The sequence below is a fragment of the Xanthomonas sp. MUS 060 genome, from assembly GCF_000963215.1.
Taxonomy (GTDB): domain Bacteria; phylum Pseudomonadota; class Gammaproteobacteria; order Xanthomonadales; family Xanthomonadaceae; genus Xanthomonas_A.
Genome location: NZ_JZIM01000009.1, coordinates 70,071 through 94,769 on the forward strand (window position 1 = coordinate 70,071; position 24,699 = coordinate 94,769).

Consider the following 24,699-nt stretch of genomic DNA (forward strand, 5'->3'; position numbering starts at 1 on the left):
CGATGACCCTGGGCATCATGTTCCTGCTGTTGTTCGCCAGCTCGCCGATGGCACGGATGGTTACTTCGCCCGGCAACGCCTGCAGGAGCGGCTCAACGAGGTCACGCTGCCCTACAACGCCGCGCCTGGCCTGGACGCCTACACCTCGCCGACGGGCGAGATCTATCGCTATACGCTGGAGTCGAAGACGCGCAGCCTGCGCGAGCTATCCGAATTACAGACCTGGACGGTTATTCCACGGCTGAAGAAAGTGCCTGGTGTGGTCGATGTCAGCAACTTCGGCGGCCTCACCACGCAATTCATGCTGGAGCTGGACCCGCAACGTCTCACCCAATACGGTTTGAGCCTGCAGCAGGTCAAGGATGCGATCAATGCCAACAACGCCAATGGCGGCGGCAGCGTGATCGATCGCGGCGAGCAAAGCTATGTGGTGCGTGGTGTCGGCTTGCTGCATTCGCTGGAGGACATGGGCGCTGTCGCGGTGACGACACGCAACGGCGTGCCCGTGCTGGTACGGCAACTGGGCACCTTGCGCTACGGCAATGTCGAGCGTCGCGGCATTCTCGGTAAGGACGCCAATCCCGACACCATCGAAGGCATCGTGTTGTTGCTCAAGGACGCCAACCCTTCGGCGGTGCTGGACGGCGTGCATGCGGCGGTTGCCGAACTCAACGCTTCGCTGTTGCCCAAGGACGTGAAAGTGGTGGCCTACCTGGACCGCACCGCCCTGATCGATGCCACGCTGCACACGGTCGGCTCGACCCTGGTCGAGGGCATGCTGTTGGTCAGCGTGGTGTTGTTGCTGTTTCTCGGTAGTCCGCGCGCGGCCGCCATCGTGGCCTTGACCGTGCCGCTTTCGCTGCTGATCGCCTTCGTGTTCATGCATCACCTGAAGATTCCAGCCAACTTGCTATCGCTGGGCGCCATCGATTTCGGCATCCTGGTCGATGGCGCGGTGGTGTTGGTGGAGAACATCCTGCGCCAACGCGAGGCCGATCCGTCGCGGCCGTTGCAGCCGCAGGACGCCATCGCGGCAACCTTGCAGGTGGCGCGGCCGATCTTCTTCGGCATGGGCGTCATCATCTGCGCCTACCTGCCGCTGTTCGCGCTGCAGCGCATCGAGTACAAGCTGTTTTCGCCGATGGCCTATGCGGTCGGCGCGGCGTTGCTCGGTGCGCTGGTCGTGGCGTTGACGTTGATCCCGGCACTGGCCTGGCTTGCCTTCCGCCGTCCGCGTCCGGTGGCGCACAACCGCGTATTGCAAGCGCTGACAGATGCCTACGGGCGCTTGCTGGCGCGCAGCGTCGGCGGCAGGCGTTGGCTGCTGGTCAGTTGCGCTGGTGCGTTGTTGGCGTTGGGCCTGCTGGGCGGCAGCATCGGCCGCGACTTCCTGCCGTATCTGGACGAAGGCTCCTTGTGGTTGCAGGTGCAGATGCCGCCGGGAATCACCCTGGACAAGGCCGCGACGATGGCCAATGCGTTACGGCGTGCCACGCTGGCGTTTCCGGAAGTCAGTTACATGGTGACTCAGACCGGACGTAACGATGACGGCACCGATTACTGGACACCATCGCACATCGAGGCCAGCGTCGGCTTGCGCCCGTATGGGCAGTGGCGGCCCGGGCTGGACAAGCAGAGTCTGATCGCCGCGCTCGCCGCGCGTTATGCGCGCATGCCCGGTTACACCATCGGCTTCATGCAGCCGATGATCGACGGTGTCCAGGATAAGTTGTCCGGCGCGCACGGCGATCTGACGGTGAAGGTGTTCGGCGACGACGTGACCCAGGCGCGGCAGATCGCCGAGCGGATCGCCGGGACGCTACGCACGGTGCCGGGTGCGGCGGACGTGACGGTGGATGTGGAGCCACCGCTGCCGAACTTGAAGATCGAAATCGACCGTGCCGCCGCCGCGCGCTACGGCATCAATGCCGCCGACATCGCCGATCTGATCGCCACCGGTATCGGCGGTAGTCCAATCGGCCAACTCTACGTCGGCGAACGCAGCTACGCGATGACCGTGCGCTTTGCACCGGCCACGCGCGACACCGTGCAGACGATCGGCGCGTTGATGCTGACCACGCCCAGCGGCGCCAAGTTGCCGCTGTCGGCGGTGGCGCATCTGCGCACGGTGTCGGGCGAGAGCGTGATCGTGCGCGAAATGGCCCGACGCAACATCGTGGTGCGGTTGAACGTGCGCGGTCGTGATTTATCCGGGTTCTTGCAGCAGGCGCGCGGCGCGATCGCGCAGCAGGTGCGGTTCGATCACCAGCGCTTCCAGGTAGTGTGGGGCGGCCAGTTCGAAAACCTGGAACGCGCCCAGGCACGCCTGCTGGTGATCGCGCCGATGACCCTGGGCATCATGTTCCTGCTGTTGTTCGCCAGCTTCGGCAACCTGCGTCAGCCGTTGCTGGTGTTGGCCGCGGTGCCGTTGGCGATGCTCGGCGGGCTGGCCGCGTTGCACCTGCGCGGGATGACCTTGAACGTGTCCAGCGCGGTCGGTTTCATCGCCTTGTTCGGCGTGGCCGTGCTCAATGCGGTGCTGTTGCTGGCGCAGATCAACCGCTTGCGTAACGAGGAAGGCAAGCCGCTGCGCGAGGCCGTGATCGAAGGCGCGCGCAGCCGCATGCGGCCCGTGCTGACCACCGCCACCGTGGCCGCGTTGGGGTTGACCCCGGCGATGTTGGCGACTGGCCTGGGCAGCGATGTGCAGCGTCCCTTGGCGACGGTGGTGGTCGGCGGACTGGTTACCGCCACCGTGCTGACCCTGCTGTTGCTGCCGTCGTTGTATCACTTCATCGAAAGCATGGTCGCCGCTCGCGCACAGCGTGCTGCGGTGAGCGCAGGAGATGCCTCATGAGCACTTGCCGCATCGCGCCCGCGTTGCTGTCCCTGGCCCTGCTTGGCGGTTGCCGGGTGGGTCCGGATTTCGTGCGCCCGCCGCTGCCGAACGTGGACCGCTACACCGCTACGCCGCTCCCGCCGCAGACCGTCGCGGCAGCGGACCCGGCGGGTGCCGCGCAACACTTGTTGCCAGGTGAAGCGGTGCCGGCACGCTGGTGGAGCGCGTTCGCCTCGCCCGCGCTGGACACGCTGGTGGACGCCGCACTGCAAGCCAATCCGGATCTGCAGGCGGCCGACGCCGCATTGCGCGTGGCGAACGAAACCGCAGCGGCGCAACTCGGTACTCTGGTGCCGGCGGTCGATCTGCAAGTCAGCCCGCAGCGCCAGCGGCAGGCGGGCAGCAGCCCATACACCTTGCACACCGCGCAGGTGAACGTGAGTTACGTGCTGGACGTGTTCGGCGGCAATCGCCGGCAACACGAGGCGCTGGCGGCGCAGGCACAGGTGCAGGGTTTTCAACGTCAGGCCGCGTACATGAGCCTGACCAGCAATGTCGTTGCCACCGCGATCCAGGAAGCCGGCTTGCGTGCGCAGATCGATGCGGCGCAGGCGCAGATCGCGCTGGCGCAGCGGCTGCGCGTGTTGTTCGCGCGTCAGTACGCCGCCGGTCAGGCCAGCGGTGCCGATCTGGCCGCGCAGGATGCGGCGCTGGCCCAAGCGCAGGCCGTCTTGCCGCCGTTGCAGCAGCAACTGGCGCAGCAGCGCGCCCGGCTCGCGGTTTTGGCCGGGCGGCCGCCCAGCCAGGACATCGCGCAACGCTTCACGTTGGAATCGCTGCGCTTGCCGAGCGCGCTGCCGTTGAGCGTGCCGGCGCAGGTACTGCAGCGCCGCGCTGACGTCGCGGCGGCGCAAGCGCAATTGCATGCGGCTTGCGCACAGATCGGTGTTGCCACCGCCGCGCGTCTTCCCAGCCTGTCGCTGAACTGGAACATCGGCAGTTCCGCCGCAGAAGTGCAGCATCTGTTCGAGGGTGCCAGCGCGCAGTGGTTGCTCGGTGCCGACTTGATCGCCCCGCTGTTCCATGGTGGCAGCCTGCGTCACCAGCAGCGCGCTGCCGTGGCCGCCTACGATCAAGCCAAGGCCCAGTACCGCAGCGTGGTGCTGACCGCACTGCAGGACACCGCCAATACCTTGCAGGCGTTGCTGAGCGATGCGCAGACGTTGCAGGCCGCGGTCGCGGCGCGCACCGCCGCCGCGCGCAGCTTGGCGTTGGCGCAGCGTCAGCACGTGCTGGGTGCTGGCAGCGGCCTGCAGGTGTTGCAGGCCGAACAGGTCGAGCAACAAGCGGTGGCTGCGCTGGTGCAGGCGCAGACCCAGCGCTATGCCGACACCGTTGCGCTGTTCCAGGCGCTGGGCGGCGCGCCCCCGGTGGCCGACGATCCAGCGCCGCAGACCGCCGCGCGCTGAATCACGCGCACGTAGCGCTGCAGATGCCACACCAACCCGGCATCATAGGCATCCCGGAACTGCCCATTTCTTATCCCGGAGCCATCATGATCGATCCTGTCGTCCTGCGGAATGCGCCCTGATGGAAGCGCTGCGCCTGTTCAATCCCGGCTCCTTGCTGGATACCCTGGTAAGCCTGTCGGCCGCGTTCGTGCTCGGCGCGATCATCGGCTTCGAGCGCCAGGTGCGTCAGCGCACCGCCGGGTTGCGCACCAATACCCTGGTCGCGGTCGGCGCGGCGATTTTCGTCTCCCTCGGCGACCGCCTGTTCGAGATCCACGGCGGCCCCCAGGGCGCGGTGCAGGTGGTGGCGTATGTGGTCTCGGGGATCGGTTTTCTCGGTGCCGGGGCGATCATGAAAGAGGGCGCCAACGTCACCGGGCTCAATACAGCGGCCACCTTGTGGGGCTCGGGCGCGGTCGGTGCCTGTGCCGGTGCCGGGCTGATTGCCGAAGCGGTGCTGGCGGCGGCCTTCGTGTTGCTCAGCAATACCCTGCTGCGACCGATGGTGAACCGGATCAACCGGCATCCGTTGAAAGAATCCTCGGTCGAAGCCACCTACATGTTCTATGCGATCTGTGCGCGCGAGGTACACGGCGAGGTGCGCGAACGCTTGATCGAATTGCTGGAGGAGGCGCATTACCCGGCGCGCGAAGTGGAACAGCATCCGTTCGGACAGGAGGACGTGGAGATCGCCGCGACCTTGTACGCCACTGCGGTGCGTGCCGAGGAATTGGACGCGGTGGTCCAGCGCCTGGAAGGTGAGCGCGGTGTCCAACAGGCGTTCTGGAACGCCGGTGCCGAAGGCTGAGCAGCCGTGTCCGCGTCCGCTCCTTCAACCTTGCCGTGGCACCGATGATCGCGTGTTTCAAGCCATTGCCGATCCACCGTCGCCTGCTCGGTCTGGCCGCGCTGAGCGTAGTGTTGGCGGCGATCTTCTTCGCCGACACGGTCACCGATTATGCGGTGGCCGCACCGCTGTTCTACACCGTGGCAATCCTCGGTGCGGCGCGGTTGCTGGCGCCGGCCGGGCTGGCACTGCTGGCTGGCATCTGTGTGGTGCTGATTGTGCTCAGCTTCCATCTGACCCATGCCGGTGCCTACCGCGTCGGCGTCATCAATTCGGCCATCAGCATCGTGGTGGTGGCGGTGACCGCCTCCATCGCAATGCAGATGGAACACGCCAAGGCCGCCGCGCATGCGGCGCAGGCGCAATTGCTGCGGTTGGCGCGCGTGCGTAGCTTGGGCAACCTGACCGCGTCGATCGCGCACGAGGTCAACCAACCGCTGGCGGCGATTGTCACCAGCGGTCATGCCTGCCAGCGCTGGCTCGACCAGCAGCCGCCAAATCTGGACAAGGCGCGCGCGGCGTTGATGCGCATCCTCGCCGATGCCGAGCGTGCCGGCGATGTGATCGCGCGGGTGCGCAGCCTGACCAAGGGCGAAGCGCCGCAAAAGCGCGCTTTCGACCTCAATGCCGCCGTTGCCGAAGTGCTGGCGCTATCGTGCGGCGAACTGGAGCGCAATGCGGTCACGGTGCAAACCGAGTTGGCCACGGCGCTGCCGCTGGTTTCGGCCGATCCGGTGCAAATCCAGCAAGTGATCGGCAACCTGCTGCTCAACGCGGTCGAGGCGATGGTGGCCACGCCGCCGGCACAGCGCATGCTGCGCATCGTCACCGAACGCGAGGATGCCCGCACGGTGCGGCTGAGCGTGGCCGATGCCGGCGAGGGCCTGTCGGCGCAAGCGCAGGCGCATCTGTTCGATGCGTTCTGGACTACCAAACAAGGCGGCATCGGCATCGGTTTGAGTATCAGCCGCAGCATCGTCGAAGCTGGCGGCGGACGGATCTGGGCCGAGCCGGGCCGCCTGCGTGGCGCGGTGTTCTGCGTGTGTCTGCCCGCTGCTGCGAGCGGAGCGCGATCATGAGCGCCGCCGCCGCGCCGCGTCCGGTGGTGTACCTGATCGACGACGACGCCTCGATCCGCGCCGCCCTGGAAGACCTGTTCGCCTCGGTGGACTTGCAGGTGCATGCGTTCGCGTCCACGCGCGATTTTCTGGCGCATCCGCAGGCCGATGCACCGGCCTGCCTGGTGCTGGACATCCGCATGCCCGGGCAGGGCGGCATGGAATTCCATCGGCACATGCGCGAGGCGGGACTGGCATTGCCGACGATCTTCATCACCGGCCATGGCGACATTCCGATGAGCGTGGAGGCGATGAAGAACGGGGCGATCGAATTCCTGACCAAACCGTTCCGCGATCAGGAGCTGCTCGATGCGATCGAACACGGCATCGCCCGCGACCGCGCGCGGCGCGACGCCGAGGCGGCGCAGGCCGAGTTGCGCGCGCGCTGGGCGCGGTTGACGGCCGGCGAGCAGGACGTGGTGCAACTGGTGGTGCAGGGCTTGTTGAACAAGCAGGTGGCATCGCGGTTGCAACTCAGCGAGATCACCGTGAAAGTGCGGCGTGGCCATGCCATGCGCAAATTGCAAGTTGGCTCGTTGGCGGAACTGGTACGGCTGGCCGAGCGGCTGGGGTTGTAGACGGACGCTACGCGGTGTCATCTGGCATCGTAATACTGCACGGTGTTCGCCGATACTTCCCCCTGTTTCGTCGCTCTCGAGGTCCACATGTCGCGTTCCTGTTCCGGCGCAAATCATTCGATATGGTCACCGTCCACGAAGCCGGGCGCCGACTGGTCCCCACCCTGCGCTGGCCGCATCTGGTGGCACTGGGCATCGGCGCGATTGTCGGTACCGGCATCTACACTTTGATCGGGGTCGGTGCGCAATTGGCTGGGCCGGCGGTGCTGGTGTCGTTCGCGGTGGCCGGTGCGATCTGCGCCTGCGCCGCGTTGGCCTATGCGGAGATGGCCACGCTGATGCCGGCCGCTGGCAGTGCCTACACCTATAGCTACGTTGCGCTCGGCGAGAGCATCGCCTGGGTGGTGGGGTGGAGCCTGATTCTGGAATATTCGCTGGTGGTCAGCACGGTGGCGGTCGGGTGGTCCGGCTATTTCGTCGGCTTCCTGCACTGGGCCAGCGCGCAGTGGGGCGTGGATCTGACCTTGCCGGCCGCGTTCGTCGCCGGGCCGCACGCCGGCGGCATCGTCAACCTGCCGGCGGTACTGATCACCTTTGCGGTGGCTGGCCTGCTGATGGCGGGCACCAAGGAGAGCGCGACGTTCAACGCGGTGCTGGTGACGCTCAAGCTGATTGCCCTGGGCATTTTCGTGGCGGCGGCGCTGCCGGCGTTCAACAGTCACAACCTGCAGCCGTTCATGCCCTATGGTTTTCCCAAAACGGTCGGGGCCGATGGCGTTGCGCATGGGGTGATGGCGGCGGCTGCGATCATTTTTTTCGCCTTCTATGGATTCGATGCGATCTCCACCGCTGCCGAAGAGACCATAAATCCCAAGCGCGACCTGGCGATCGGCATCGTCGGCTCGATGATCGGCTGCACCCTGATCTACATGTTGGTGGCATTGGCGGCCATCGGTGCCATGCGTTACAGCGTGTTCGGCGCGAGCGCCGAGCCATTGGCGTTGATTTTGCGCGAGCTGGGTCAGGTCAAGGCGGCGGCGGCCATCGGTGTGGTCGCGGTGATCGCGCTGCCGACGGTGCTGCTGGCATTCCTGTACGGGCAGAGCAGGATCTTCTTCGTGATGTCGCGCGATGGCCTGCTGCCCCGCGGCCTGTCCAAGGTCAATCCGCGGACCGGCACGCCAGTGGCGACGACGCTCTTCACCGCAGTGCTGGTCGCGGCGCTGGCCGGGGTGGCGCGGCTGGATGAAATCGCCGCGTTGGCCAATGCCGGCACCCTGGCCGCGTTCATCGCCGTGGCGGCGTGCATGCTGGTGCTGCGCGTGCGCGAACCTGGGCGTGCACGCAGCTTCCGCACGCCGCAGGCGTGGGTAGTCGGGCCGCTGGCGATTGGTGGCTGTGTGTATTTGTTCTGTAGTTTGCCGCAGACCACGCAATTGTGGTTCATGTGCTGGAATGCGCTCGGCCTGGTCGCCTACCTGCTATATGGCTACCGCAACAGCCAAGTGCAGCCCGCGCAGATGCGCTCGTAACCGCGTTGCCCGATGGTGGTGTTCGCTGCGTTGTTCAGGCGTTCGCCAGTACCGTCGCTGGCGAACGCGCCCATACCTGCGGCGGCGCTTTGCAGTAGTGGGCGATGAACTGCGCTTGCGATGGCATTTGTGCCACGCTGCGTTCGATCGGCGCACGGATCGTGGCGAGGAAGCGTTGCAGTTCCTGCTCCGGTAGCGCGCGCGTCAGCGGATGATGCGCGTCGGGCATGACGCCTTGGCCGAGCAGCACGTAGGCCCACGAATCTCCACGGAACAGTTCATCGGCACCCTGCCAGACGTGCGCGCGTGTGCGCCAGGCGTCCAGGCGCTGCTGCAACGACGCCGGTAATGGCATCTGCCGGCAGGCGCGCCACATCGCTTCCTCGCGCCGGGTCGCGTGGTAATGCAGGATCACGAAATCGCGCACGTGCTCCATCTCGGCGCGGCTGGCCGCGTTGTACAGCGTCTCCAGCGATGGAGTCATGCCGTCGCTGGGAAACAGCGCCAGCAGACGCATCACCGCCGTGATGGTCAGATGGATGCTGGTGGATTCCAATGGTTCGATGAAGCCGCTGGCCAGGCCCAGCGCGATCACGTTCTTGTTCCAGGTCTTGTGCCGGCGACCTGTGCGGAACGGCACCAGTGATGGTTCTTTCAATGTCGGTGCGGCGACGTCGCGCAGCAACTGCGCACGCGCCGCGTCGTCGGACAGGTGTGCGCTGGAATACACCAGTCCGCAACCGACGCGATGCTGTAGCGGAATCTGCCAACGCCAACCAGCGCCATGGGCGATGGTGCGGGTATACGGCACCGGTGGTGCCACGGCCTCGGTCTGCACCGCGATCGCGCGGTCGCAGGGCAACCAGTGGCTCCAGTCTTCGTAGCCGCTGTGCAGGGTTTGCTCGATCAGCAGACCGCGAAAGCCGGTGCAGTCGATGAACAGATCGCCGTCGATCACTTGTCCGTCTTCCAGTTGCAACGCGGTGATCGCACCGTTCTGCGGATGCTGCCGCACCTGGCAGATCTTGCCTTCCACCCGGCGTAGCCCATTTTGCTCGGCGTGTGCGCGCAACAGCCGCGCATACAGGCCGGCATCGAGGTGATAGGCGTAATTGAGCGGCGATGGCGCTTCGCGTGCGAAGCGATCCGCGCGTGCCGCCACGCTTTCCAGGCAGTAATCGCCCAGTTCCGAATGCAGGCCGCGCCGCTGTGCCTCCAGCCAGAAGTGGTGGAAGGCGCAGACCAGGGTGCTCTGCCCGGTGATCCCGAACGGATGCATGTAGCGTTCGCCCGCTTGCCCCCAGTGCTCGAAGGAAATCGACAACTTGAAGGTGCCGGCGACCGCACGCAGAAACTCTTGCTCGTCGATCTGCACGAAGCGGTGGAATTGACGCAACGGTGGCAGCGTGGCTTCGCCGACGCCGATGGTGCCGATCTGTTCGGATTCGATCAGGGTGATGTCGAGCATGTCGCGAAACTGATGCGCCAGCGCACAGCCGGCGATCCACCCCGCAGTGCCGCCGCCGGCGATCACCACCTTGCGTATCTGGGTCATTGCGATTTCTCTTCCGTCATCGTGATGTGCGCTGACCAGGGACGTTGGATGTCAGCGGTTGAGCCGGGACAGCAACATGGCGCGCAATTGCCGCGCCTGCACCTCGTCGATCGGCCCAAGGACCTGCCGTGCCTGCGCCGGCAGATGCGCACCGGCCCGCTCGGCCGCGCCGAACACGTAGTAATCGAACAACGCACGCCAGGCCGCCTTCTCCGTCGGTGGCCGGTCGCGCAGCGCCCATAGCGCATGCTGCAGCGCCGGCATCGGTGCCGGCAACTGCGTCGGTGCTTGGCTCCACCAATAGTTCACGAGCACGTTGAACGACGCCAATGCTTGCACATGGTGCCACCACAGTGCTGGCAGGAACAGCGCATCGCCAGGTTCCAGCACTGCACTGCGGCCATGGGTCAATGCCTCGCGAAAACGCGGGTAACGAACGAAATCCGGCGCGGCGAAGTCGACCACGCTGATCGCCTGACCACCGGGATTGAGTTCCAGCGGCCCCGGGTACAGGTTCTCGATCTGCTCCGGGGGAAACACCGTGAAATGGCGCCGTCCAACAGCGCAGCAGGCCAGATTGTGCGGCACGTCGTAGTGGCAACTGGCAGTGATCCGGTTGCCGATCCAGATGTTCGGTTGCGCGGCGATGCCATGCGCGGCGAAGTCCACCGCGTTGCTGGCGCACAACCCCGGCAAGTGCGCGTCCATCGGCAGTGAGGCCAGGTAATAGGCCGGTGGCTGCGCCGCGTCCAGATGCGTGGCGATGGCCTCCAGCAATCCATGCAGGTCCTCGTGCCTGACCTGGAAGTTCAACGCGGTGAAGTCAGCGTTGTAGAACGGTCGGCCACAAATTTCTGGACCGCCATAGGAGTACGCCAGCACCTGCGGGGTGGCATGCGCGCGCAGCAACGCCATCGCCGCCTGCGCCCCGTGCAGACCTGCCTGGACTAAGCTCCAGTCGCGCGTCAGACCGCGCAGCACCACGGGTTCGCCGGCATCGCACAACGCCTGTAGCGGCAGTGCGTCGGCGCGGCAATCGGTACGTTCGGCAATCGGTGTCAGCATGCGCTGCGGCAACGCGCTCATCCTGCGGCCATGGCGCTGCCTTGCTGCAAGCGACGCTGTTTCTCGGCCATCAGCCAGCGCATGGCCTGCAGCGATGCCAGGATCAGGTAGGCGCCTTCCAGATAGCCGGCGCGATGCAGGCCGTGCAATGCGGCGGCATCCAGCGCGGCCAGGCGTTCGCGGTCGATGCCGTACAAGCCGGCCAGATTCACCGCGTGTGCGCTATCCAGTTGTACGTCGATGCGTAGCGGCTGGATCAGGCCCAGTGCATCGAAGGCGGCGAACATCGCATCGCTGCCTTCCACGCCATCGTGGATGCCACGCAGCACAGTGACGATGTGCTCCAGGTAGGCACTGTGTCCGCCCTGCGGCAGAAAGATCGACTCGCCTTCGCTGCGGCTGATGCGCGGGTGTTCCAGATCGACATGGATCACCGGTTCGCGTCGCGCGATGCCGTCTTCGCGCCGCTCTTGAAAGCCGATCAGGAACGGACCCTTGGCGATGGCCCCTGGCAGGTACGCCGCGTTCCAGCGCTCGTCTTGCAGGAACAGATTTTCCTGCGCTTCGAAGCCCAGCAGCGCTACCGCGTGGAAACCACTGCCGCTGGCATTTTTACGCAGGAAAATTGGATATTCGCGTTGCAGGTCGGCGAACTCGGTCGGAAATGCCTGCACCATGCCGATGGCGTCGCCGAACGCGGCGCCAAAGCGCAGGATCACGCGCAGGTCCTGATGGGTCACATTGTTGAGCAGTTCGAATCGGGCCATCGATGTTCTAGCTTGGCGTTAACCCTGCCGGTGTCGCTCAAAAGGTATAACGAACACCCACCGTGTAGCGCGGGCTTTGGTCGATGAGCTTGATGATCTGCTTTTGCGAACGCCCATGCCAGCGGACATCCTCGCTGGTGAGGTTGATTCCTTCGAAGCCGATCGACAGCTTGTCGGTGATCGCGTAACTCACGCTCAGGTCCAGTTGCTTGTACGGTTCGACGTAATACGGGTTGCGGTTGGAGCCGTCCTGGTTGGCGGCGATCAGGTACTTGTCGCGCCAGTTCCAGGCCAGGCGCGCGGTCCAGCCGTGTTTTTCGTACATCAGCATGGCATTGGCGGTGTTGCTGAGGCCGAGCAATGCGAATTGGTCGCGGTCCAGCACGGTATTGTTGAAGCCGACATCGCCCTTGACGATGGTGTAGTTGGCATAGACGCCGAAGCCGGTATCGCCGAAGAAGTACTGCCCGCCCAGTTCCCAACCGTGGATATGCGCCTTGTTCTGGTTGACCGGGCGCGAGACATCGAATTCGTACAATGGATCGTTGGCCTGGCCGACCAGGTCGTAGGCGTTCTCCAGCGCCAGGCTTTGCGCGGAACTGCCGTTGTAGGCGGCTAATCCGCCGGTTTTCGCCGCATTGCGCAACAACGCCACGGTGGAGAAGAGCGAGGTGTCATTGGCCGAACACGCCGAAGTGGCGTCGCCACCGGCGGCGGCGACCTGCGCGGCACAGGCACCGCTGCGCAGGAACGCCAGCGCAGTCTGCGCGTCCGGGCCGGAGGTGGGATCGCGCAGCCCGTACAAGTTTTCGCGGTTGACGCTGGTGCCGATGAAGTTGGACACGCGCTTGTCCCAGAACGTCATCGAGACATAGCTGGTATCGGCGAAATACCACTCCAGGGCCAAGTCCACGTTGTTGGATTTCAACGGGTCCAGGCTGGGGTTTTGCGCGCTGCCGGCGGCACGCGTGGAGGGATTGATGAGGACCGAGCCGCTCGGAGTGCCAGGCGTCGGCCCAGGCACCAGGTTGTTGTATGGCGCGCGCGCGATGCTTTGGCCGAACGAAGCGCGACCCTTCAGCGCATCGGTGAAGTTGATGCTGAAGTCCAGATTCGGCAGCACGTAGCTGTAGCTGTGCTTTTCGCTGAAGGGTTGCACGTCGCTGGAGCGCAGCAACTGGAAATCGTTGTTGGATTGCCACTCCAGCGCCACCGGCGTGGCGACCATGGCTGTGGCGACGACATCGGTTTTTTCGTAACGCACGCCGACGCGGGTATTGGTGCTCATGTTGCCGAGATGGCCGTCCAATTCCACTTGCATGTACGCGGCACGGGTTTTCTCGGCGACTTGGTTGTCGGTGCTGAAATTGTTGTTGTAGCGCGTGCCCACGCCGTAGGCATTGGCGCCCCACTGCGCCAATTGGTCGGCGTTGCCGCGCCAGGCGCTGGAGGCAATGCCGGCGGTATTGAAATCGTTGAACAGGCCAGTGATGCTCACCGGCTGCAACAGCGCCACCATGCCGGGTTCGTTGCCGGCATTGGACACGCTCCAGTCGCCCAAGCCGGCGTAACTGTCGCTGATGCGCCGATGCGTGGTGGTCTTGGCGTCGTCCACGCCGAACTGGAAACGGCCGTTGTCGAAATCCCACTGACCATCGACGCGTCCTTCCTTCACCTCGGTCACTTGGCTCTGGTAATAGATACGCAGCACTTGCGAGCCCAGTTCGGCGGGCGTGAACGGCTGGTTGACCACCCCGTTGGTGCCGGCCAGCGAATCGGCCGCGCTCGGATACCACGTGCGGGTCCCGATCGGCAGGCCGTTGTTGAAGCGCAGTTCCTGCGCCCATTGCCCACCGCATTGCGGGCCGTTGCTGCAGTTGTTGGTGCCGGCGAAGCTGAAGTAGGTGGCGCTGCCGCCGGTGAGTGGGTCGTTGGGCAGGCTCTGGCTTTTGGAGTCGTGCGCATCGAAGGTCAAGCGCAGGCGGTCGGCGGCCTGCCAATCGGCGTTGAAGCCGAGCGAGCCCAGTTTGTATTTCTGCATGCTGCGCTCTTGCTCCATGCCGAAGTCCTTTGCACCGTCGGGCACATCGCGCAGATACACCGGGGTGGCCACCGCCTGCCCGGTGTCGAAGGTCAAATCGGTGAAGCTGTTGGCACGCTGCAGCCACATGCCCTGTTCGCCGCGGTTCTCGGTGATCTTGTTGGTCGAGTAGGTGTAGTCCAGGGTCAGGGTCAGGCTATCGGTCGGTGCGAACTGCAGCACGGCCTGGCCGTTGAGGCGTTCGCGCTCGAAATCGGCGAAGGCATAGCGCACGTCGTTGGGCATGCCGTAGAGCTGGCCGATCTGCGGGGCGTTCTGTACGTTCGCGCCCGGCCGCAGCGCCGGTTCGTTGCCAGTCCAGCGCTGGATGTTCCAGGCGTTCTCGGTCGACTGCACCGAGCCGCCGCGTCGCTTCTGGTAACTACCGCTCAGGCCGATTCCCCAGGTCTTGTCCGGGTTGGTGTAGCTGAAGATGCCGGACAACTCCGGGGTGAGCTCGTGGGTGAACGGCTGCGAGGTGTCGTAGGCCGCCTTGACGCCGGCGCTGGCGACGGTGCCCTGATGATTGAATGGCCGGTCGGTGAGGATATTGATGGTGGCGCCGATACCGCCGCTCGGTGCGTTGGCGCGGCTGGTCTTGTAGACCTCCAGGCCGCTGATCGCTTCGGAAGCCAGTTGGGCGAAGTTGAACGCGCGGGTGCCGCCATCCACACCACCGATCGGTGCTGCGCCGGGCGCGCCGAACGCATCGGCACCGGGAATCTGACGTCCGTTGAGGGTCACGGTATTGAACTGTGGCCCGAAACCACGCGCAGTGACCTGGGCACCTTCGCCATCGCGGCGTTCGATCGAGATGCCGGTGATGCGCTGCAACGATTCGGCCAGGTTGGTATCGGGAAACTTGCCGATGTCTTCGGCGCTGATCGCATCGACCACGCCGATGTTGTCGCGCTTGATCCCCATCGACTGATTCAGACTGTTGCGCATGCCGGTGACGCTGACCGTGTCGAGCGTGGTGGCATTGGCGGGCGGGGTGGTGTCCGCGGCCGGTGTTTGCGCGGCCTGCTGCGCGAATGCCGGATTGATCACCAGCACACCGCCGATGAAGGTGAACATGGCGCTGGAGCGGAACTTCTTCAACGGCTGACGCATTTGAATGTCCTCGGTGCTGGAGTCGAACGAGCAAGGCCAAGTGCGGCGATGGCCCGTATCGCGGCTGTCACTGGTACGCGACGCGCATTGCCCGACATGCCTGCGTGTGCATCCCCTTACTGTCCATTGCTGGATGGCGCCTTCCCCCGAAGCGCAGCGTGCGCATCAGGCGCACGCTTGCAACACGAACGCCACGCGAGCCGTCCGCTCCTGTCGATCACAACGTACCGCTCGGCACACAGCCGAAAGTGATAGCGCTATCAAAGGATGCGCCAAACTTTTAATCTTTCATCTCAATGCTTGTCACACTGCGCCGCAACAAAGCACGCAACGACATCCGATAGCTGTGATACAAGCCACGTTGTAAGCGTTATCAGGTGTTGGGCACGGTGATTCCATGTGTGCGTCCTGGCAATCGAATGCGCGACTCCCTCGGCCCGGATTGCTGCCGCCGGTATGACGCGGGGTGTCGATTCGGCGCGCATCGGCGCGCGCTGCTCTGGCTGGAAATGCCAGCCATCTTCTGCGGTGAGCGACACACGTGGTGTCACCGCTCACCGATCAGACCGACCCATTGGATCAGTCCAGCACCCGGCAGAACACTGCCTTGAGGTAGCGCGATTCCTGCACGTGTGCCATGAACGGATGGTCGGCGCCAGCGCCGGCGACCTTCAGGATCTGTATGGTACGCCCGGAGAAATACGCGGCGCGGCGCAGCATGTCCAGGAACTCGTGCTCGGCGACCAGCCCGGTGCAAGAGAATGTGGCAAACAACCCGCCCGGGGCGACCACACCCAGAGCCAGCTTGTTCATGTCCAGATATTTCTTCAGCGCCGGGATCACCTGGTCGCGGTCGCGGGTCATCTTGGCCGGGTCCAGGATCACCACGTCGTATTGGTCGCCGCGTGCGGCGGCGTCGCGCAGGTACGGGAAGATGTCGGCCTGCACGAATTTGGGACGCACCTCGTTGAGCCGCGCATTGCCCTTGGCGATTTCGATCACATCCTGGTCGATGTCCACGCCGACCACCTCGGCCGCGCCGCGCACCTGCGCGTACACCGCGAAACCGCCAGTGTTGCAGCACAGATCGAGCACGCGCTTGCCTTGCACCTGCTGGCTCAGCCATTGGCGGTTCTCGCGCTGGTCGGCAAAGAAGCCGGTCTTGTGCGCGCCCGCCGGATCGGCACGGAAGCGCACGCCGTACTCGCTGATGATCGCCGGCTCGGGGCGCTCGCCGCTGCTGGAGACCGGGCGGTAATCGAAGCTCTCCTGCTTCTGCACATGTTCCTCGGCGAAACTGTAAAACCGCGCGCCAGGAAACTGCGCGCGCAACGCGGCATAGATCCACTCGCGGTGGCGGAACATGCCGGCGCTGAAGAACTCCACCACGAGCAGATCGCCATAGCGGTCCACCACCAGCCCGGACAAACCGTCGCCCTCGGCGTGCACCACTCGCCAGGCGTCGCTGACCGCGTCGAGCTTGAGTACCTCGCGGCGCAGCGCCACCGCGCCGGCGATCTTGCGCGCGAACCAGTGTTCGTCGATGGCGATGTCCGGATCGGTCTCGAGAATGCGCACGGCGATGCGCGAATGTCCATTGTAGAAACCGCGACCGATCCACATACCGTCCACCCCGACCACGTCCACCAGCGCCCCCGGCTTGGGTTTGGCGGCGGGTTTTTCGACCAGTTTCTGGAAGATCCACGGATGACTGGAACGCCAAGCGTTCTTGAGGCGGACAATAGGCAGAGACGTATTCATGAACGATATTGTAGCCGCGCGGATTGACGTCGTTGCTGGCCGCGGCAAGAATGCAGGCAGAAGGGGAGTCGCTCCCAACGTTGTCGCCGTCAATTCGAGCCTGCGGGCTCCGGTGCAACGGCAGCCGGATCGCCGGCTGCGAGCGAGACCTTCGCCGCTGTGGCGAAGGCATTCCCTGGACGACATCGTCGTCTCCGTCCGGAACGCTGACGCCATCACGGCCCCGAGTTTCCCTGTTCACTGACGGAAAATTCCCAATGCAAACGATAGGCAACGTGTGGTTGTGGAGTGGTTTCACGATCGTGGTGGTCGTGGCGCTGCTGGTGGACCTGGTGCTGATGCGCCACGGCGGGCCGCACAAGGTCACGTTCAAGGAAGCGCTGTGGTGGAGCCTGGGCTGGATCGCCCTGGCGCTGGCGTTCAATGCCGGACTGTGGTGGTACCTGCGCGAGGCCATCGACACGACCACCGGTAATCGCTACGCGCTGGAATTTTTGACCGGCTACCTGGTCGAAAAATCGCTGGCGGTCGACAACATCTTCGTGTTCCTGATGCTCATGGGCTACTTCGCGGTGCCCGAGGAGCAGCGCCAGCGCGTGCTGGTCATCGGCGTGCTCGGCGCGATCGTGCTGCGCGCGGCGATGATCTTCGCCGGCGCGGTGTTGCTGAGCAAGTTCCACTGGTTGCTGTACGTGTTCGGTGCGTTCTTGCTGTTGACCGGCATCAAGATGTGGTATTCGGCGGGCAAGCAACCAGACCTAGAAGCCAACCCGGTGCTGCGCTTCATGCGCAAACACCTGCGTCTGACCACGCAGTACCACGGTAACGCGCTGAGCCTGACCCAGGAAGGCAAGCGCTGGTTCACCCCGTTGTTCGCGGTGCTGATCCTGATCGCCATCACCGATGTGATCTTCGCGGTGGACAGCATCCCGGCGATCTTCGCGATCACCACCGACCCGTTCATCGTGCTGACCTCCAACGTGTTCGCGGTGTTGGGCCTGCGCGCGATGTTCTTCCTGCTGGCCGGCATGGCCGAGCGCTTCCACTTGCTGCCTTATGGTTTGGCGATCGTGCTGGTATTCATCGGCATCAAGATGTTGATCATCGACCTGTACAAGATTCCGGTATGGGTGTCGTTGAGCGCGGTAGTGGGGGTGATGAGTGCCACCGTGGTGCTGAGTCTGCTGCGTCCGCCCAAGTTGGCGCATTGAGTCTGTCAGCCGCAGGCTAGACTGGGTGCCGACTTCCGCCAAGGACTTGCAGACATGCCTCAGTGGTACTTTTTGACCGGCAGCGAACAGGCTCGCTCCGGGCCGTTCGACACCGCCGCCGCCATCGCGTTCGCGCGCAATCATCCCAATGCCCTGGCCTGGTGCCAGGGCCAGAGCAATTGGCAGCCGGTGGAGCGGATCGACGCCCTGCGCGACAGCGGCACCAGCGGCATGCCGCCGGAGTTGCCACCGCTGCCTGGCGGCGGATCCGATGCCATCGACTACCGCATCGTCGGCCACGAGATGCAGTTCGTGGAGATCGAACTGGACCCCGGCGAAAGCGCGGTGGCCGAAGCCGGCGCGCTGATGTTCAAGGACACCGCCGTGCAGATGGATACCGTGTTCGGCGATGGCTCCGCCAACCAAGGCGGGCTGATGGGCAAATTGCTCTCGGCGGGCAAACGCCTGGTGACGGGCGCGACCCTGTTCACCACCGTGTTCACCCACCAGGGTCAGGGCAAGGCCAAGGTCGCCTTCGCCGCGCCGTATCCCGGCACGGTATTGGCGATGAAGCTGGATCAGCACGGCGGTTGCTTGATCTGCCAAAAGGACAGCTTCCTGGCTGGTGCACGCGGGGTGTCGCTGGGGATCCACTTTCAACGCAAGATCATGACCGGCCTGTTCGGCGGCGAAGGCTTCGTCATGCAGAAGCTGGAGGGCGATGGTTGGGTGTTCGTGCATGCCGGTGGTTGCGTGGTCGAACGCGAATTGGCCGCTGGCGAGCGCGTGGAAGTGGATACCGGCTGCGTGGTCGCTTTCCATGCCACGGTGGACATGGACGTGCGTGCGGTCAGCGGGATCAAGAGCATGCTCTTCGGCGGCGAAGGCATGTTCCTCGCCACGCTGACCGGTCCCGGCAAGGTCTGGCTGCAATCGCTACCGTTCTCGCGCTTGGCCGCACGCATGTTCGCCGCCGCGCCGCAGGGCGGCAGGCAGAGCCGCGACGAAGGCTCGGTGCTGGGCAACTTCGGCCGCATCCTGGATGGCGACAATAACTTCTGAAGTGGTGCCACCGCGCGCGGCGCCCCGGCTGCGCGCCAACTGCCGCGCCGCTCAGGGCGCTGGCGGCATCGCGTTGATGACCGCCAGCGTCATCGCTTCCACGCCGGTGCGGATGCTCGGCTGTGGGACCGGCGCGAAATCCGGAGAATGGTTGACCGGAATGCCTTCGCCTTTTTGCTTGGCCTGTTGCAGCCACTGTGGGTCGAGCCCACCGATCCCGAAGTAAAACGACGGCACGCCGGCGGCGATGAAGGCCGAGTAATCTTCGCTGGCCGCGCTCGGTTCGGTCTGGCGCTCGGCATCGCGTCCGAACGCCTGCGCGAACACCGCGCCGGTGCGCTCGGCCAGCGTCGCATCGTTGATCACCGCCTTGGAACCGTGCGCACCCAACACGATCTGTGGCACGGGTGCGCCGGCCATCTGGGCGCTGGCCAGCGCGGTGCGGCGCACGCCGTCGAGCAACTTGTCGCGGACCTGCGGATCGTCACTGCGAATGGTGCCGCGTAGTTGCGCGCGGTCGGGGATGATGTTGCCGGTAGTGCCCGCGTTGAAGGTACCGATGCTGATCACGCCGAATGCGGCCGGATCTTTTTCGCGGCTGATGACGCTCTGCACGTCGACCACGAAGCGTGCGGCGATGAGAATCGGGTCGATCGTCGCCGCTGGCATCGCCGCGTGCCCGCCCTTGCCTTCGAACACCACCTCGAGCGAGTCGGAGTTGGAAGTCACCGCGCCGGGTTTGTAGTAGACGTGACCATACGGACTCGGGCCGACATGCAGCGCGAAGCCATAGTCCGGTTTGCCGAACCGGGTGAAAAGGCCGTCGTCGAGCATCGCCTGCGCGCCGCGACCCTTCTCCTCCGCCGGCTGTGCGATGAACATCAGCGTGCCGTGCCACTGCGTGCGCAGTTGCAGCAATGCCGTGGCCGTGCCGACCCAGATCGCCATGTGGATGTCGTGGCCGCAACTGTGCGCCACGTAGGTGTCCCGATCCTTGGACTGCAAATGCACGGTGCTGGCGTATGCCAGGCGGGTGGTTTCGCGCATCGGCAGCGCATCCAGTTCGGTGCGCACCATGACCGTCGGTCCGGGACCGTTGCGATAGATCGCCACCAATCCGGTCTTGCCGATGCCCTCGTTGACTTGAAAGCCTAGCGCGCGCATCTGCTTGGCAAGCCGTTGCGCGGTCGTGGTTTCCTCGAAGCCGAGCTCGGGATGCTGGTGCACGCTTTTGTACAGCGCCTCAAGCTGCGGATAATGCTGCTCGAGCACGCCGTCCACCTGCTGCTTCACCGCCACGGCATCCAGCGCGTGACCAGGAAACGCGGCGCACAGCAGGAACATCGACAGGGACCGCAATCGCGTGCGCGTCATGGCTGGCGATCCACGGATCGCGACGCGGTATCACCACACGCTGTCTGTTGTATCGAAGGCATGGCGGCACGATACCAATCTGGGTCCAAGCGAACAACGAACTTCATAGCGCGCAGCGTGTGCGGCAACGCGCAGTTCGACCCATTGGACGATCTGCCATGGCATCCATCGCCGCTGTCGTCGTCGGCCCACCCAGTGGCTTACCGGCGGGCAAGGTGACGGCGTGTATGCTGCGCCGCTCATCCACATGACACCTCAGTGCGCCCCCCCGCCATGACCACCTTTCGTCGCTTGCGCTTTCTGCTGTCTCTGTCGCTGGTCTGTCTGCTCGGTGCCTGCGGTGGCGAGCCCAAGCCCGCCGCGCCAGCGCCGGTGGTCCGCGATCTTGCACAGGCACAGACAACCAAACCGTTGCGGATTGGGATTGCGCTCGGCGGTGGCGCAGCCAAGGGATTCGCCCATATCGGCGTCATCAAAATGCTGCAGGCCAACGGCTTGGAACCTGCGGTGGTCTCCGGCACCAGTGCCGGCAGCGTGGTTGGCGCGCTGTACGCCAGTGGCATGGACGCGTTTGAGCTACAACAGGCGGCAGAGGCGCTGGAAAAAAGCAGTATCCGCGATATGCACCTGTTCTCCGGCGGACTGGTGCAGGGCCAGGCGCTGCAGGATTACATCAATACGCAACTCAAGAACACCCCAATCGAGAAACTTGCACGACCATTCGCAGTGGTGGCCACGCGCCTGGAAGATGGCGAGCGCACGGTGTTCGTGCGCGGCAATGCCGGCCAGGCGGTGCGTGCCTCCAGTAGCTTTCCTGGCGTGTTCGAGCCGGTCGCTATCGGCAAGTACCACTATGTCGATGGCGGCGTGGTCAGCCCGGTGCCGGTGGATGCCGCGCGCCAGCTCGGTGCCGACGTGGTGATTGCCGTGGATATCTCCAGCAAAGCCAGCGGCAAGAATCCGAGCGGCATGCTCGGCATCGTCAACCAATCGATTGCGATCATGGGCCAGCGCCTGGGCCAGCAGGAACTGGCGCGTGCGGACATCGTGATCCGGCCCAAGGTCAACGAGATCGGCGCGACCGATTTCGCGCAGCGCAACGCCGCGATTTTGGAAGGTGAGAAAGCCGCGTTGGCGGCGATGCCGCAGATCAAGGCCATGCTGGCGCAATTGCAGCAACAACGCGCCGCTGCGGCTGAGGCGGCAGCCACTGCGGCGAAGGCCGCGCAAACGGTGCCCACGCCGCCGTGCCCGCCGCGCTCGCGCCTGGGTCGCCTGTTTGGGAGCGATACGCCTTGCAAGCCTCAGGACTGAGCTGCGTCGGGCCGCAGTCGGGGCGGCCAATGTGCTTGATCGGATCGCGCTGCACCATGGACACCCGTCTATTGGTTCGCACCTGCCTTCTATGATGGCCCTGTACCGGTACTGTGGAAATTGGAAAGGGGCCGGTTCAATGATTAGGCTAGACTGCATTTCAAGACAGTGTAATTAGGAAGCCCCCATGGCAATGACTCGTCATCATCGGGCATGCGACACTGCTCGTCAGAGGGATGCTTGGCGTGGAGCTGTTCCGCGCCTTTTCCGCGCCAGCCTGCTTTTTTTAGTCTCCATCTCAGCTGCGACAGGATGCACTGCCATGAGCAATGCGGACACATCGACCGAACCATTTCGAGATCAGCAATCCACGAAAGAAGCCAAGACCCAGATCGGACACTGGATCGTTCCCGAAATGACGCTTGCTGATGCCATGCTAGCCCTTGGCGCGCGAGGCTTCTCTTGTAAGCCTGCTGAGCCAGCGTCGGGAAAATTCCAATCCTCGGTTCTGTGCTTGCGCTCGACACCCGCATCTCCACCACCGGACCAGCGCATCACGGCTCCAGCCACGCCGATCCATTGGTTTGTCACACTCAATTCCAAAGATGGCGCATTGGTCACCGACGTTGAGGTGGCGCGCACCCCTAGAGAAATTGGGGGCTAGCCATGCCAGGAGATGAAGCGAAAATTATCGTGGGGACAAGTCCGGTTGCCGCTGACCGACGGCACGCATATCTCATCTTCCAACGATCCGATGGTAGCCAGATGGTCGTGCGCGGTGGTCCGGATGCACGCACAGAAGGTAACGATCTCACCAATCTCGTAGAAAGTACGCTGCTCGGCTCCAACAAATTTGGCAACATCCGCGTTGATGCCGCGCCCTATGTTCCGCCATACGACGCCGTGTACCAGAGGCAACCCGATGGCTCCATTCGCCCAATACCGGTCGATCAAGCCAAGCCCGACGACCCCGCCTTGTTTCGAGATGCGCAAGGAAACGTCGTTGTGCAACGAGAAGTCGCGCCAGATTGGCCGCTCCATGGAGAAAAGCACGAACACCTGGTCGTGTGGCAAGGAACCGATCAGGAGCTTGAGCGGAAGCTGCATTCGGCGCTTGCTGCAGGAAAGCAGATCAACGATGCAAAGCTTGAATATTCACCGCTGTACAACAATAGCAACGGTGTCGCCAGCACGCTATTGAAGGCTGCCGATGTCACCCCGTCACTGCCGCTAGGTAAAGACGGTAAAAAAGTAGATGCGCCTGATTTTGGCGAGAACTTGTATCAAGACGTTGGGCTCGCTTCCAGCCGCAGTGGCTATTGGTTCGACGGTAAGCAGTGGTACGACGCTGACGACCGCAAGATCAAGCCTCCGCAATCCGGCGAGCCGACCGTCCCGCTTGATCCAAACGACAAGAAAAAATCGCAATCGGGTTCCTTGCATAGCAGCCTCGATCATCCACAGCGAGAGGGACAACACGAAAGGCAAGCTTTCGCTACGGGCGACCACGATCTTGATCGACTGGCTGCCGCGTTGTTCGCTGACGATGATGCGGAGATTTCGCGTGTCTGCGGACAAATCGAACAGTCACCTCACGTCCAGGCCCACGCGCAATTGGGACGTGATCTGGTTGCGGCACAGCAACCAGAAGAACTTCAGCAGCAAGAAATGGCTAGGCAGATTCAAGGTCCCATCATGAAAATGTGATGGCCCATCGCATCGTCATTGGAACGCACATGTCCAGCGAGCAAGAACTCCCCAGCCTACTGGCATCGCTTCAAAGCACGCTCAAGCTGCAATCGGCGTTGATAGCCAAGTTCGAGCAACGTGAGGCAAGGATGCAGGCCAACTTCGATCAACAAATGCAAGCATTGCATGGCGATCTGGCGCAGTTACATCGCCGTGTGGATAGCATTGTGGTTGGAGCCAGCTCTCAGATTACCAAGCAAGCCAAGGACGCGATTGCGCCGGTTGCGGCGCGATATGACCTCGCCGTATCGGCCACCTCTGCGCAGTTGCAAAAAGCCAACAAGACCGTGTGGCTTTGGTTTGTTGCCGCAGGTGTGATCCTGCTGCTCGTTCTTCTCGTCGGTTGGGCTGTATTAGGTTATTACCGCCGCGAACTTTCGGCTGCCAGGGAAGAACTCCAGCGCTACGAAAACGCGATCCCTATCCTCCAAGCCTATTCCGCATCCGATGCGGTCATTTGCGGTGGCCGTATATGCGCCGATATCGATGCCAATGGGCAGCGCACGGGGGACAAGCACCAGTATCGGCAGGCCAAGCCGCGACCCGTGCAATGAGGATTGATGTGCGGATGCGGACAGATTCACTTCTCTAGCCAGACAACACCCACCGGTTCCTGCACAGCGCATGCGGTGAATGGAGTGACACAGGCCGTATCCAGGATTTGCATCCTGACAGTGGCTAACAAAACGTCGCCAGTGGCTGTCGGGTGAGCGTTGGCGGTTGTGGAGGGCAATCCAATCGCCGATCACGCGCAGGACATACACCTGACTTTCGAAGCGATGCCGGTGACGCACTGTTCCTCAAGTGGACGCATCACCCGTTCCACCATGCCGTTGCGATGCGGGCAGTGCGTGGGGCGCTACTCAGCATCGGGCGGACGTCGCTCCACCACCACGTCGATCAGATCGCCGATACGGCAATGCGCTTCCAACGGGTGCCTGAGCGGCACCCCGCGCACGATGCGGTAGGTGTTTTGGCGTCCGTCGCGCTGGCGCTGCAGTACCCCGGCCGCTTCGAGTTCAGCCACGATGCGCTGGACGGCCCGCTCGGTAATGCCGACCTTGGTCGCGACTTCCCGCAATGTCTGCTGCGGGTCTGCAGCTAGACAAAAGAGCACATGGCTGTGGTTGCTGAAGAAGGTCCAGCCGCTGGAGTCCATACCGTTCGTCCCGGGTACACTATGATCAAAGCCTAGCCTATTGACGCGAACCATGTAACGCGAT

The 24,699-nt window shown here is 63.9% G+C and carries 18 protein-coding genes and 1 pseudogene; 12 read left to right on the forward strand and 7 right to left on the reverse strand.

Features of this window, described 5'->3' with window-relative positions; all coding sequences use genetic code 11:
* Positions 1-46: 46 nt before the first annotated feature.
* The 6 genes and pseudogenes from XANALMUS060_RS10480 to XANALMUS060_RS10505 all read left to right on the forward strand — a co-directional run.
* A pseudogene (locus XANALMUS060_RS10480) lies at positions 47-2,857 on the forward strand (CusA/CzcA family heavy metal efflux RND transporter); the annotation flags it as partial.
* Positions 2,854-4,308 carry an efflux transporter outer membrane subunit gene (locus XANALMUS060_RS10485; protein WP_045738349.1) on the forward strand — a complete coding sequence of 485 codons (1,455 nt, stop codon included), beginning with the start codon at positions 2,854-2,856 and terminating at the stop codon, positions 4,306-4,308. The pseudogene XANALMUS060_RS10480 and the gene XANALMUS060_RS10485, both read left to right, overlap by 4 nt.
* A 121-nt stretch (positions 4,309-4,429) precedes the next feature.
* On the forward strand, positions 4,430-5,158 hold the full coding sequence (locus tag XANALMUS060_RS10490; protein WP_045738350.1) for an MgtC/SapB family protein: 729 nt from the start codon (positions 4,430-4,432) through the stop codon (positions 5,156-5,158).
* A 44-nt stretch (positions 5,159-5,202) separates the two neighbouring features.
* On the forward strand, positions 5,203-6,276 hold the full coding sequence (locus XANALMUS060_RS10495; protein WP_045738351.1) for an ATP-binding protein: 1,074 nt from the start codon (positions 5,203-5,205) through the stop codon (positions 6,274-6,276).
* Positions 6,273-6,893, forward strand: coding sequence for a response regulator (locus XANALMUS060_RS10500; protein WP_045738352.1), 621 nt, complete (start codon positions 6,273-6,275; stop codon positions 6,891-6,893). The genes XANALMUS060_RS10495 and XANALMUS060_RS10500 overlap by 4 nt, the downstream gene beginning before the upstream one ends.
* Before the next feature lie 122 nt (positions 6,894-7,015).
* A complete protein-coding gene (locus XANALMUS060_RS10505) occupies positions 7,016-8,425 on the forward strand; it encodes an amino acid permease (protein ID WP_045738353.1) in 1,410 nt (469 codons plus the stop codon).
* Between the two features lie 34 nt (positions 8,426-8,459).
* Here XANALMUS060_RS10505 and XANALMUS060_RS10510 read toward each other — a convergent pair whose 3' ends face one another.
* From XANALMUS060_RS10510 to XANALMUS060_RS10530, 5 genes are all read right to left on the reverse strand, one after another.
* Positions 8,460-9,986, reverse strand: a complete 1,527-nt coding sequence (locus XANALMUS060_RS10510; protein WP_200894041.1) for a tryptophan halogenase family protein — start codon at positions 9,984-9,986, stop codon at positions 8,460-8,462.
* A gap of 45 nt (positions 9,987-10,031) precedes the next feature.
* On the reverse strand, positions 10,032-11,066 hold the full coding sequence (locus tag XANALMUS060_RS10515; protein WP_045738355.1) for a cupin-like domain-containing protein: 1,035 nt from the start codon (positions 11,064-11,066) through the stop codon (positions 10,032-10,034).
* Entirely contained in the window at positions 11,063-11,812 is a 750-nt protein-coding gene (locus tag XANALMUS060_RS10520; protein WP_045738356.1) for a SapC family protein, read from the reverse strand. Before XANALMUS060_RS10520 ends, XANALMUS060_RS10515 begins: the two co-directional genes overlap by 4 nt.
* A 37-nt stretch (positions 11,813-11,849) precedes the next feature.
* Positions 11,850-15,005 (reverse strand): TonB-dependent receptor, encoded by a 3,156-nt coding sequence (locus XANALMUS060_RS10525; RefSeq protein WP_045738357.1) that lies wholly within the window; start codon positions 15,003-15,005, stop codon positions 11,850-11,852.
* A gap of 579 nt (positions 15,006-15,584) precedes the next feature.
* Positions 15,585-16,766, reverse strand: a complete 1,182-nt coding sequence (locus XANALMUS060_RS10530) for a class I SAM-dependent rRNA methyltransferase (protein WP_045738358.1) — start codon at positions 16,764-16,766, stop codon at positions 15,585-15,587.
* A gap of 257 nt (positions 16,767-17,023) precedes the next feature.
* Between XANALMUS060_RS10530 and XANALMUS060_RS10535 the strand changes: the two genes are divergently transcribed.
* Positions 17,024-17,977, forward strand: a complete 954-nt coding sequence (locus tag XANALMUS060_RS10535; RefSeq protein ID WP_045738359.1) for a TerC family protein — start codon at positions 17,024-17,026, stop codon at positions 17,975-17,977.
* A 54-nt stretch (positions 17,978-18,031) separates the two neighbouring features.
* Entirely contained in the window at positions 18,032-19,039 is a 1,008-nt protein-coding gene (locus tag XANALMUS060_RS10540) for a TIGR00266 family protein (protein WP_045738360.1), read from the forward strand.
* A 51-nt stretch (positions 19,040-19,090) separates the two neighbouring features.
* Here the strand turns inward: XANALMUS060_RS10540 and XANALMUS060_RS10545 are convergent, their stop codons facing one another.
* Positions 19,091-20,383, reverse strand: a complete 1,293-nt coding sequence (locus XANALMUS060_RS10545) for an amidohydrolase (protein WP_235430444.1) — start codon at positions 20,381-20,383, stop codon at positions 19,091-19,093.
* A 303-nt stretch (positions 20,384-20,686) separates the two neighbouring features.
* Here XANALMUS060_RS10545 and XANALMUS060_RS10550 point away from each other — a divergent pair, with 303 nt between their 5' ends.
* The 4 genes from XANALMUS060_RS10550 (at position 20,687) to XANALMUS060_RS21255 (ending at position 24,030) form a co-directional block, all read left to right on the forward strand.
* A complete protein-coding gene (locus XANALMUS060_RS10550) occupies positions 20,687-21,727 on the forward strand; it encodes a patatin-like phospholipase family protein (protein WP_045738362.1) in 1,041 nt (346 codons plus the stop codon).
* A 322-nt stretch (positions 21,728-22,049) separates the two neighbouring features.
* Complete coding sequence (locus XANALMUS060_RS19820; protein WP_152640468.1) at positions 22,050-22,391, forward strand: hypothetical protein; 342 nt, start codon at positions 22,050-22,052, stop codon at positions 22,389-22,391.
* A 101-nt stretch (positions 22,392-22,492) separates the two neighbouring features.
* Positions 22,493-23,434 (forward strand): hypothetical protein, encoded by a 942-nt coding sequence (locus XANALMUS060_RS21990; protein ID WP_235430445.1) that lies wholly within the window; start codon positions 22,493-22,495, stop codon positions 23,432-23,434.
* Complete coding sequence (locus XANALMUS060_RS21255; RefSeq protein ID WP_235430446.1) at positions 23,434-24,030, forward strand: hypothetical protein; 597 nt, start codon at positions 23,434-23,436, stop codon at positions 24,028-24,030. Before XANALMUS060_RS21990 ends, XANALMUS060_RS21255 begins: the two co-directional genes overlap by 1 nt.
* Before the next feature lie 305 nt (positions 24,031-24,335).
* Here the strand turns inward: XANALMUS060_RS21255 and XANALMUS060_RS10570 are convergent, their stop codons facing one another.
* The gene (locus tag XANALMUS060_RS10570; protein ID WP_045738365.1) at positions 24,336-24,635 is read right to left on the reverse strand and encodes a winged helix-turn-helix domain-containing protein; all 300 of its coding nucleotides are present in this window, start codon (positions 24,633-24,635) and stop codon (positions 24,336-24,338) included.
* Between the last annotated feature and the right edge of the window lie 64 nt (positions 24,636-24,699).

What these genes read in the sequence shown, in the direction of transcription:
- XANALMUS060_RS10485 (WP_045738349.1), top strand. Translation starts at nt 2,854, where the DNA reads ATGAGCACTTGCCGCATCGCGCCCGCGTTGCTGTCCCTGGCCCTGCTT.
- XANALMUS060_RS10490 (WP_045738350.1), top strand. Translation starts at nt 4,430, where the DNA reads ATGGAAGCGCTGCGCCTGTTCAATCCCGGCTCCTTGCTGGATACCCTG.
- XANALMUS060_RS10495 (WP_045738351.1), top strand. Translation starts at nt 5,203, where the DNA reads ATGATCGCGTGTTTCAAGCCATTGCCGATCCACCGTCGCCTGCTCGGT.
- XANALMUS060_RS10500 (WP_045738352.1), top strand. Translation starts at nt 6,273, where the DNA reads ATGAGCGCCGCCGCCGCGCCGCGTCCGGTGGTGTACCTGATCGACGAC.
- XANALMUS060_RS10505 (WP_045738353.1), top strand. Translation starts at nt 7,016, where the DNA reads ATGGTCACCGTCCACGAAGCCGGGCGCCGACTGGTCCCCACCCTGCGC.
- XANALMUS060_RS10515 (WP_045738355.1), bottom strand. Translation starts at nt 11,066, where the DNA reads ATGAGCGCGTTGCCGCAGCGCATGCTGACACCGATTGCCGAACGTACC.
- XANALMUS060_RS10520 (WP_045738356.1), bottom strand. Translation starts at nt 11,812, where the DNA reads ATGGCCCGATTCGAACTGCTCAACAATGTGACCCATCAGGACCTGCGC.
- XANALMUS060_RS10525 (WP_045738357.1), bottom strand. Translation starts at nt 15,005, where the DNA reads ATGCGTCAGCCGTTGAAGAAGTTCCGCTCCAGCGCCATGTTCACCTTC.
- XANALMUS060_RS10530 (WP_045738358.1), bottom strand. Translation starts at nt 16,766, where the DNA reads ATGAATACGTCTCTGCCTATTGTCCGCCTCAAGAACGCTTGGCGTTCC.
- XANALMUS060_RS10535 (WP_045738359.1), top strand. Translation starts at nt 17,024, where the DNA reads ATGCAAACGATAGGCAACGTGTGGTTGTGGAGTGGTTTCACGATCGTG.
- XANALMUS060_RS10540 (WP_045738360.1), top strand. Translation starts at nt 18,032, where the DNA reads ATGCCTCAGTGGTACTTTTTGACCGGCAGCGAACAGGCTCGCTCCGGG.
- XANALMUS060_RS10545 (WP_235430444.1), bottom strand. Translation starts at nt 20,383, where the DNA reads ATGTTCCTGCTGTGCGCCGCGTTTCCTGGTCACGCGCTGGATGCCGTG.
- XANALMUS060_RS10550 (WP_045738362.1), top strand. Translation starts at nt 20,687, where the DNA reads ATGACCACCTTTCGTCGCTTGCGCTTTCTGCTGTCTCTGTCGCTGGTC.
- XANALMUS060_RS19820 (WP_152640468.1), top strand. Translation starts at nt 22,050, where the DNA reads ATGAGCAATGCGGACACATCGACCGAACCATTTCGAGATCAGCAATCC.
- XANALMUS060_RS21990 (WP_235430445.1), top strand. Translation starts at nt 22,493, where the DNA reads ATGGTCGTGCGCGGTGGTCCGGATGCACGCACAGAAGGTAACGATCTC.
- XANALMUS060_RS21255 (WP_235430446.1), top strand. Translation starts at nt 23,434, where the DNA reads ATGGCCCATCGCATCGTCATTGGAACGCACATGTCCAGCGAGCAAGAA.
- XANALMUS060_RS10570 (WP_045738365.1), bottom strand. Translation starts at nt 24,635, where the DNA reads ATGGACTCCAGCGGCTGGACCTTCTTCAGCAACCACAGCCATGTGCTC.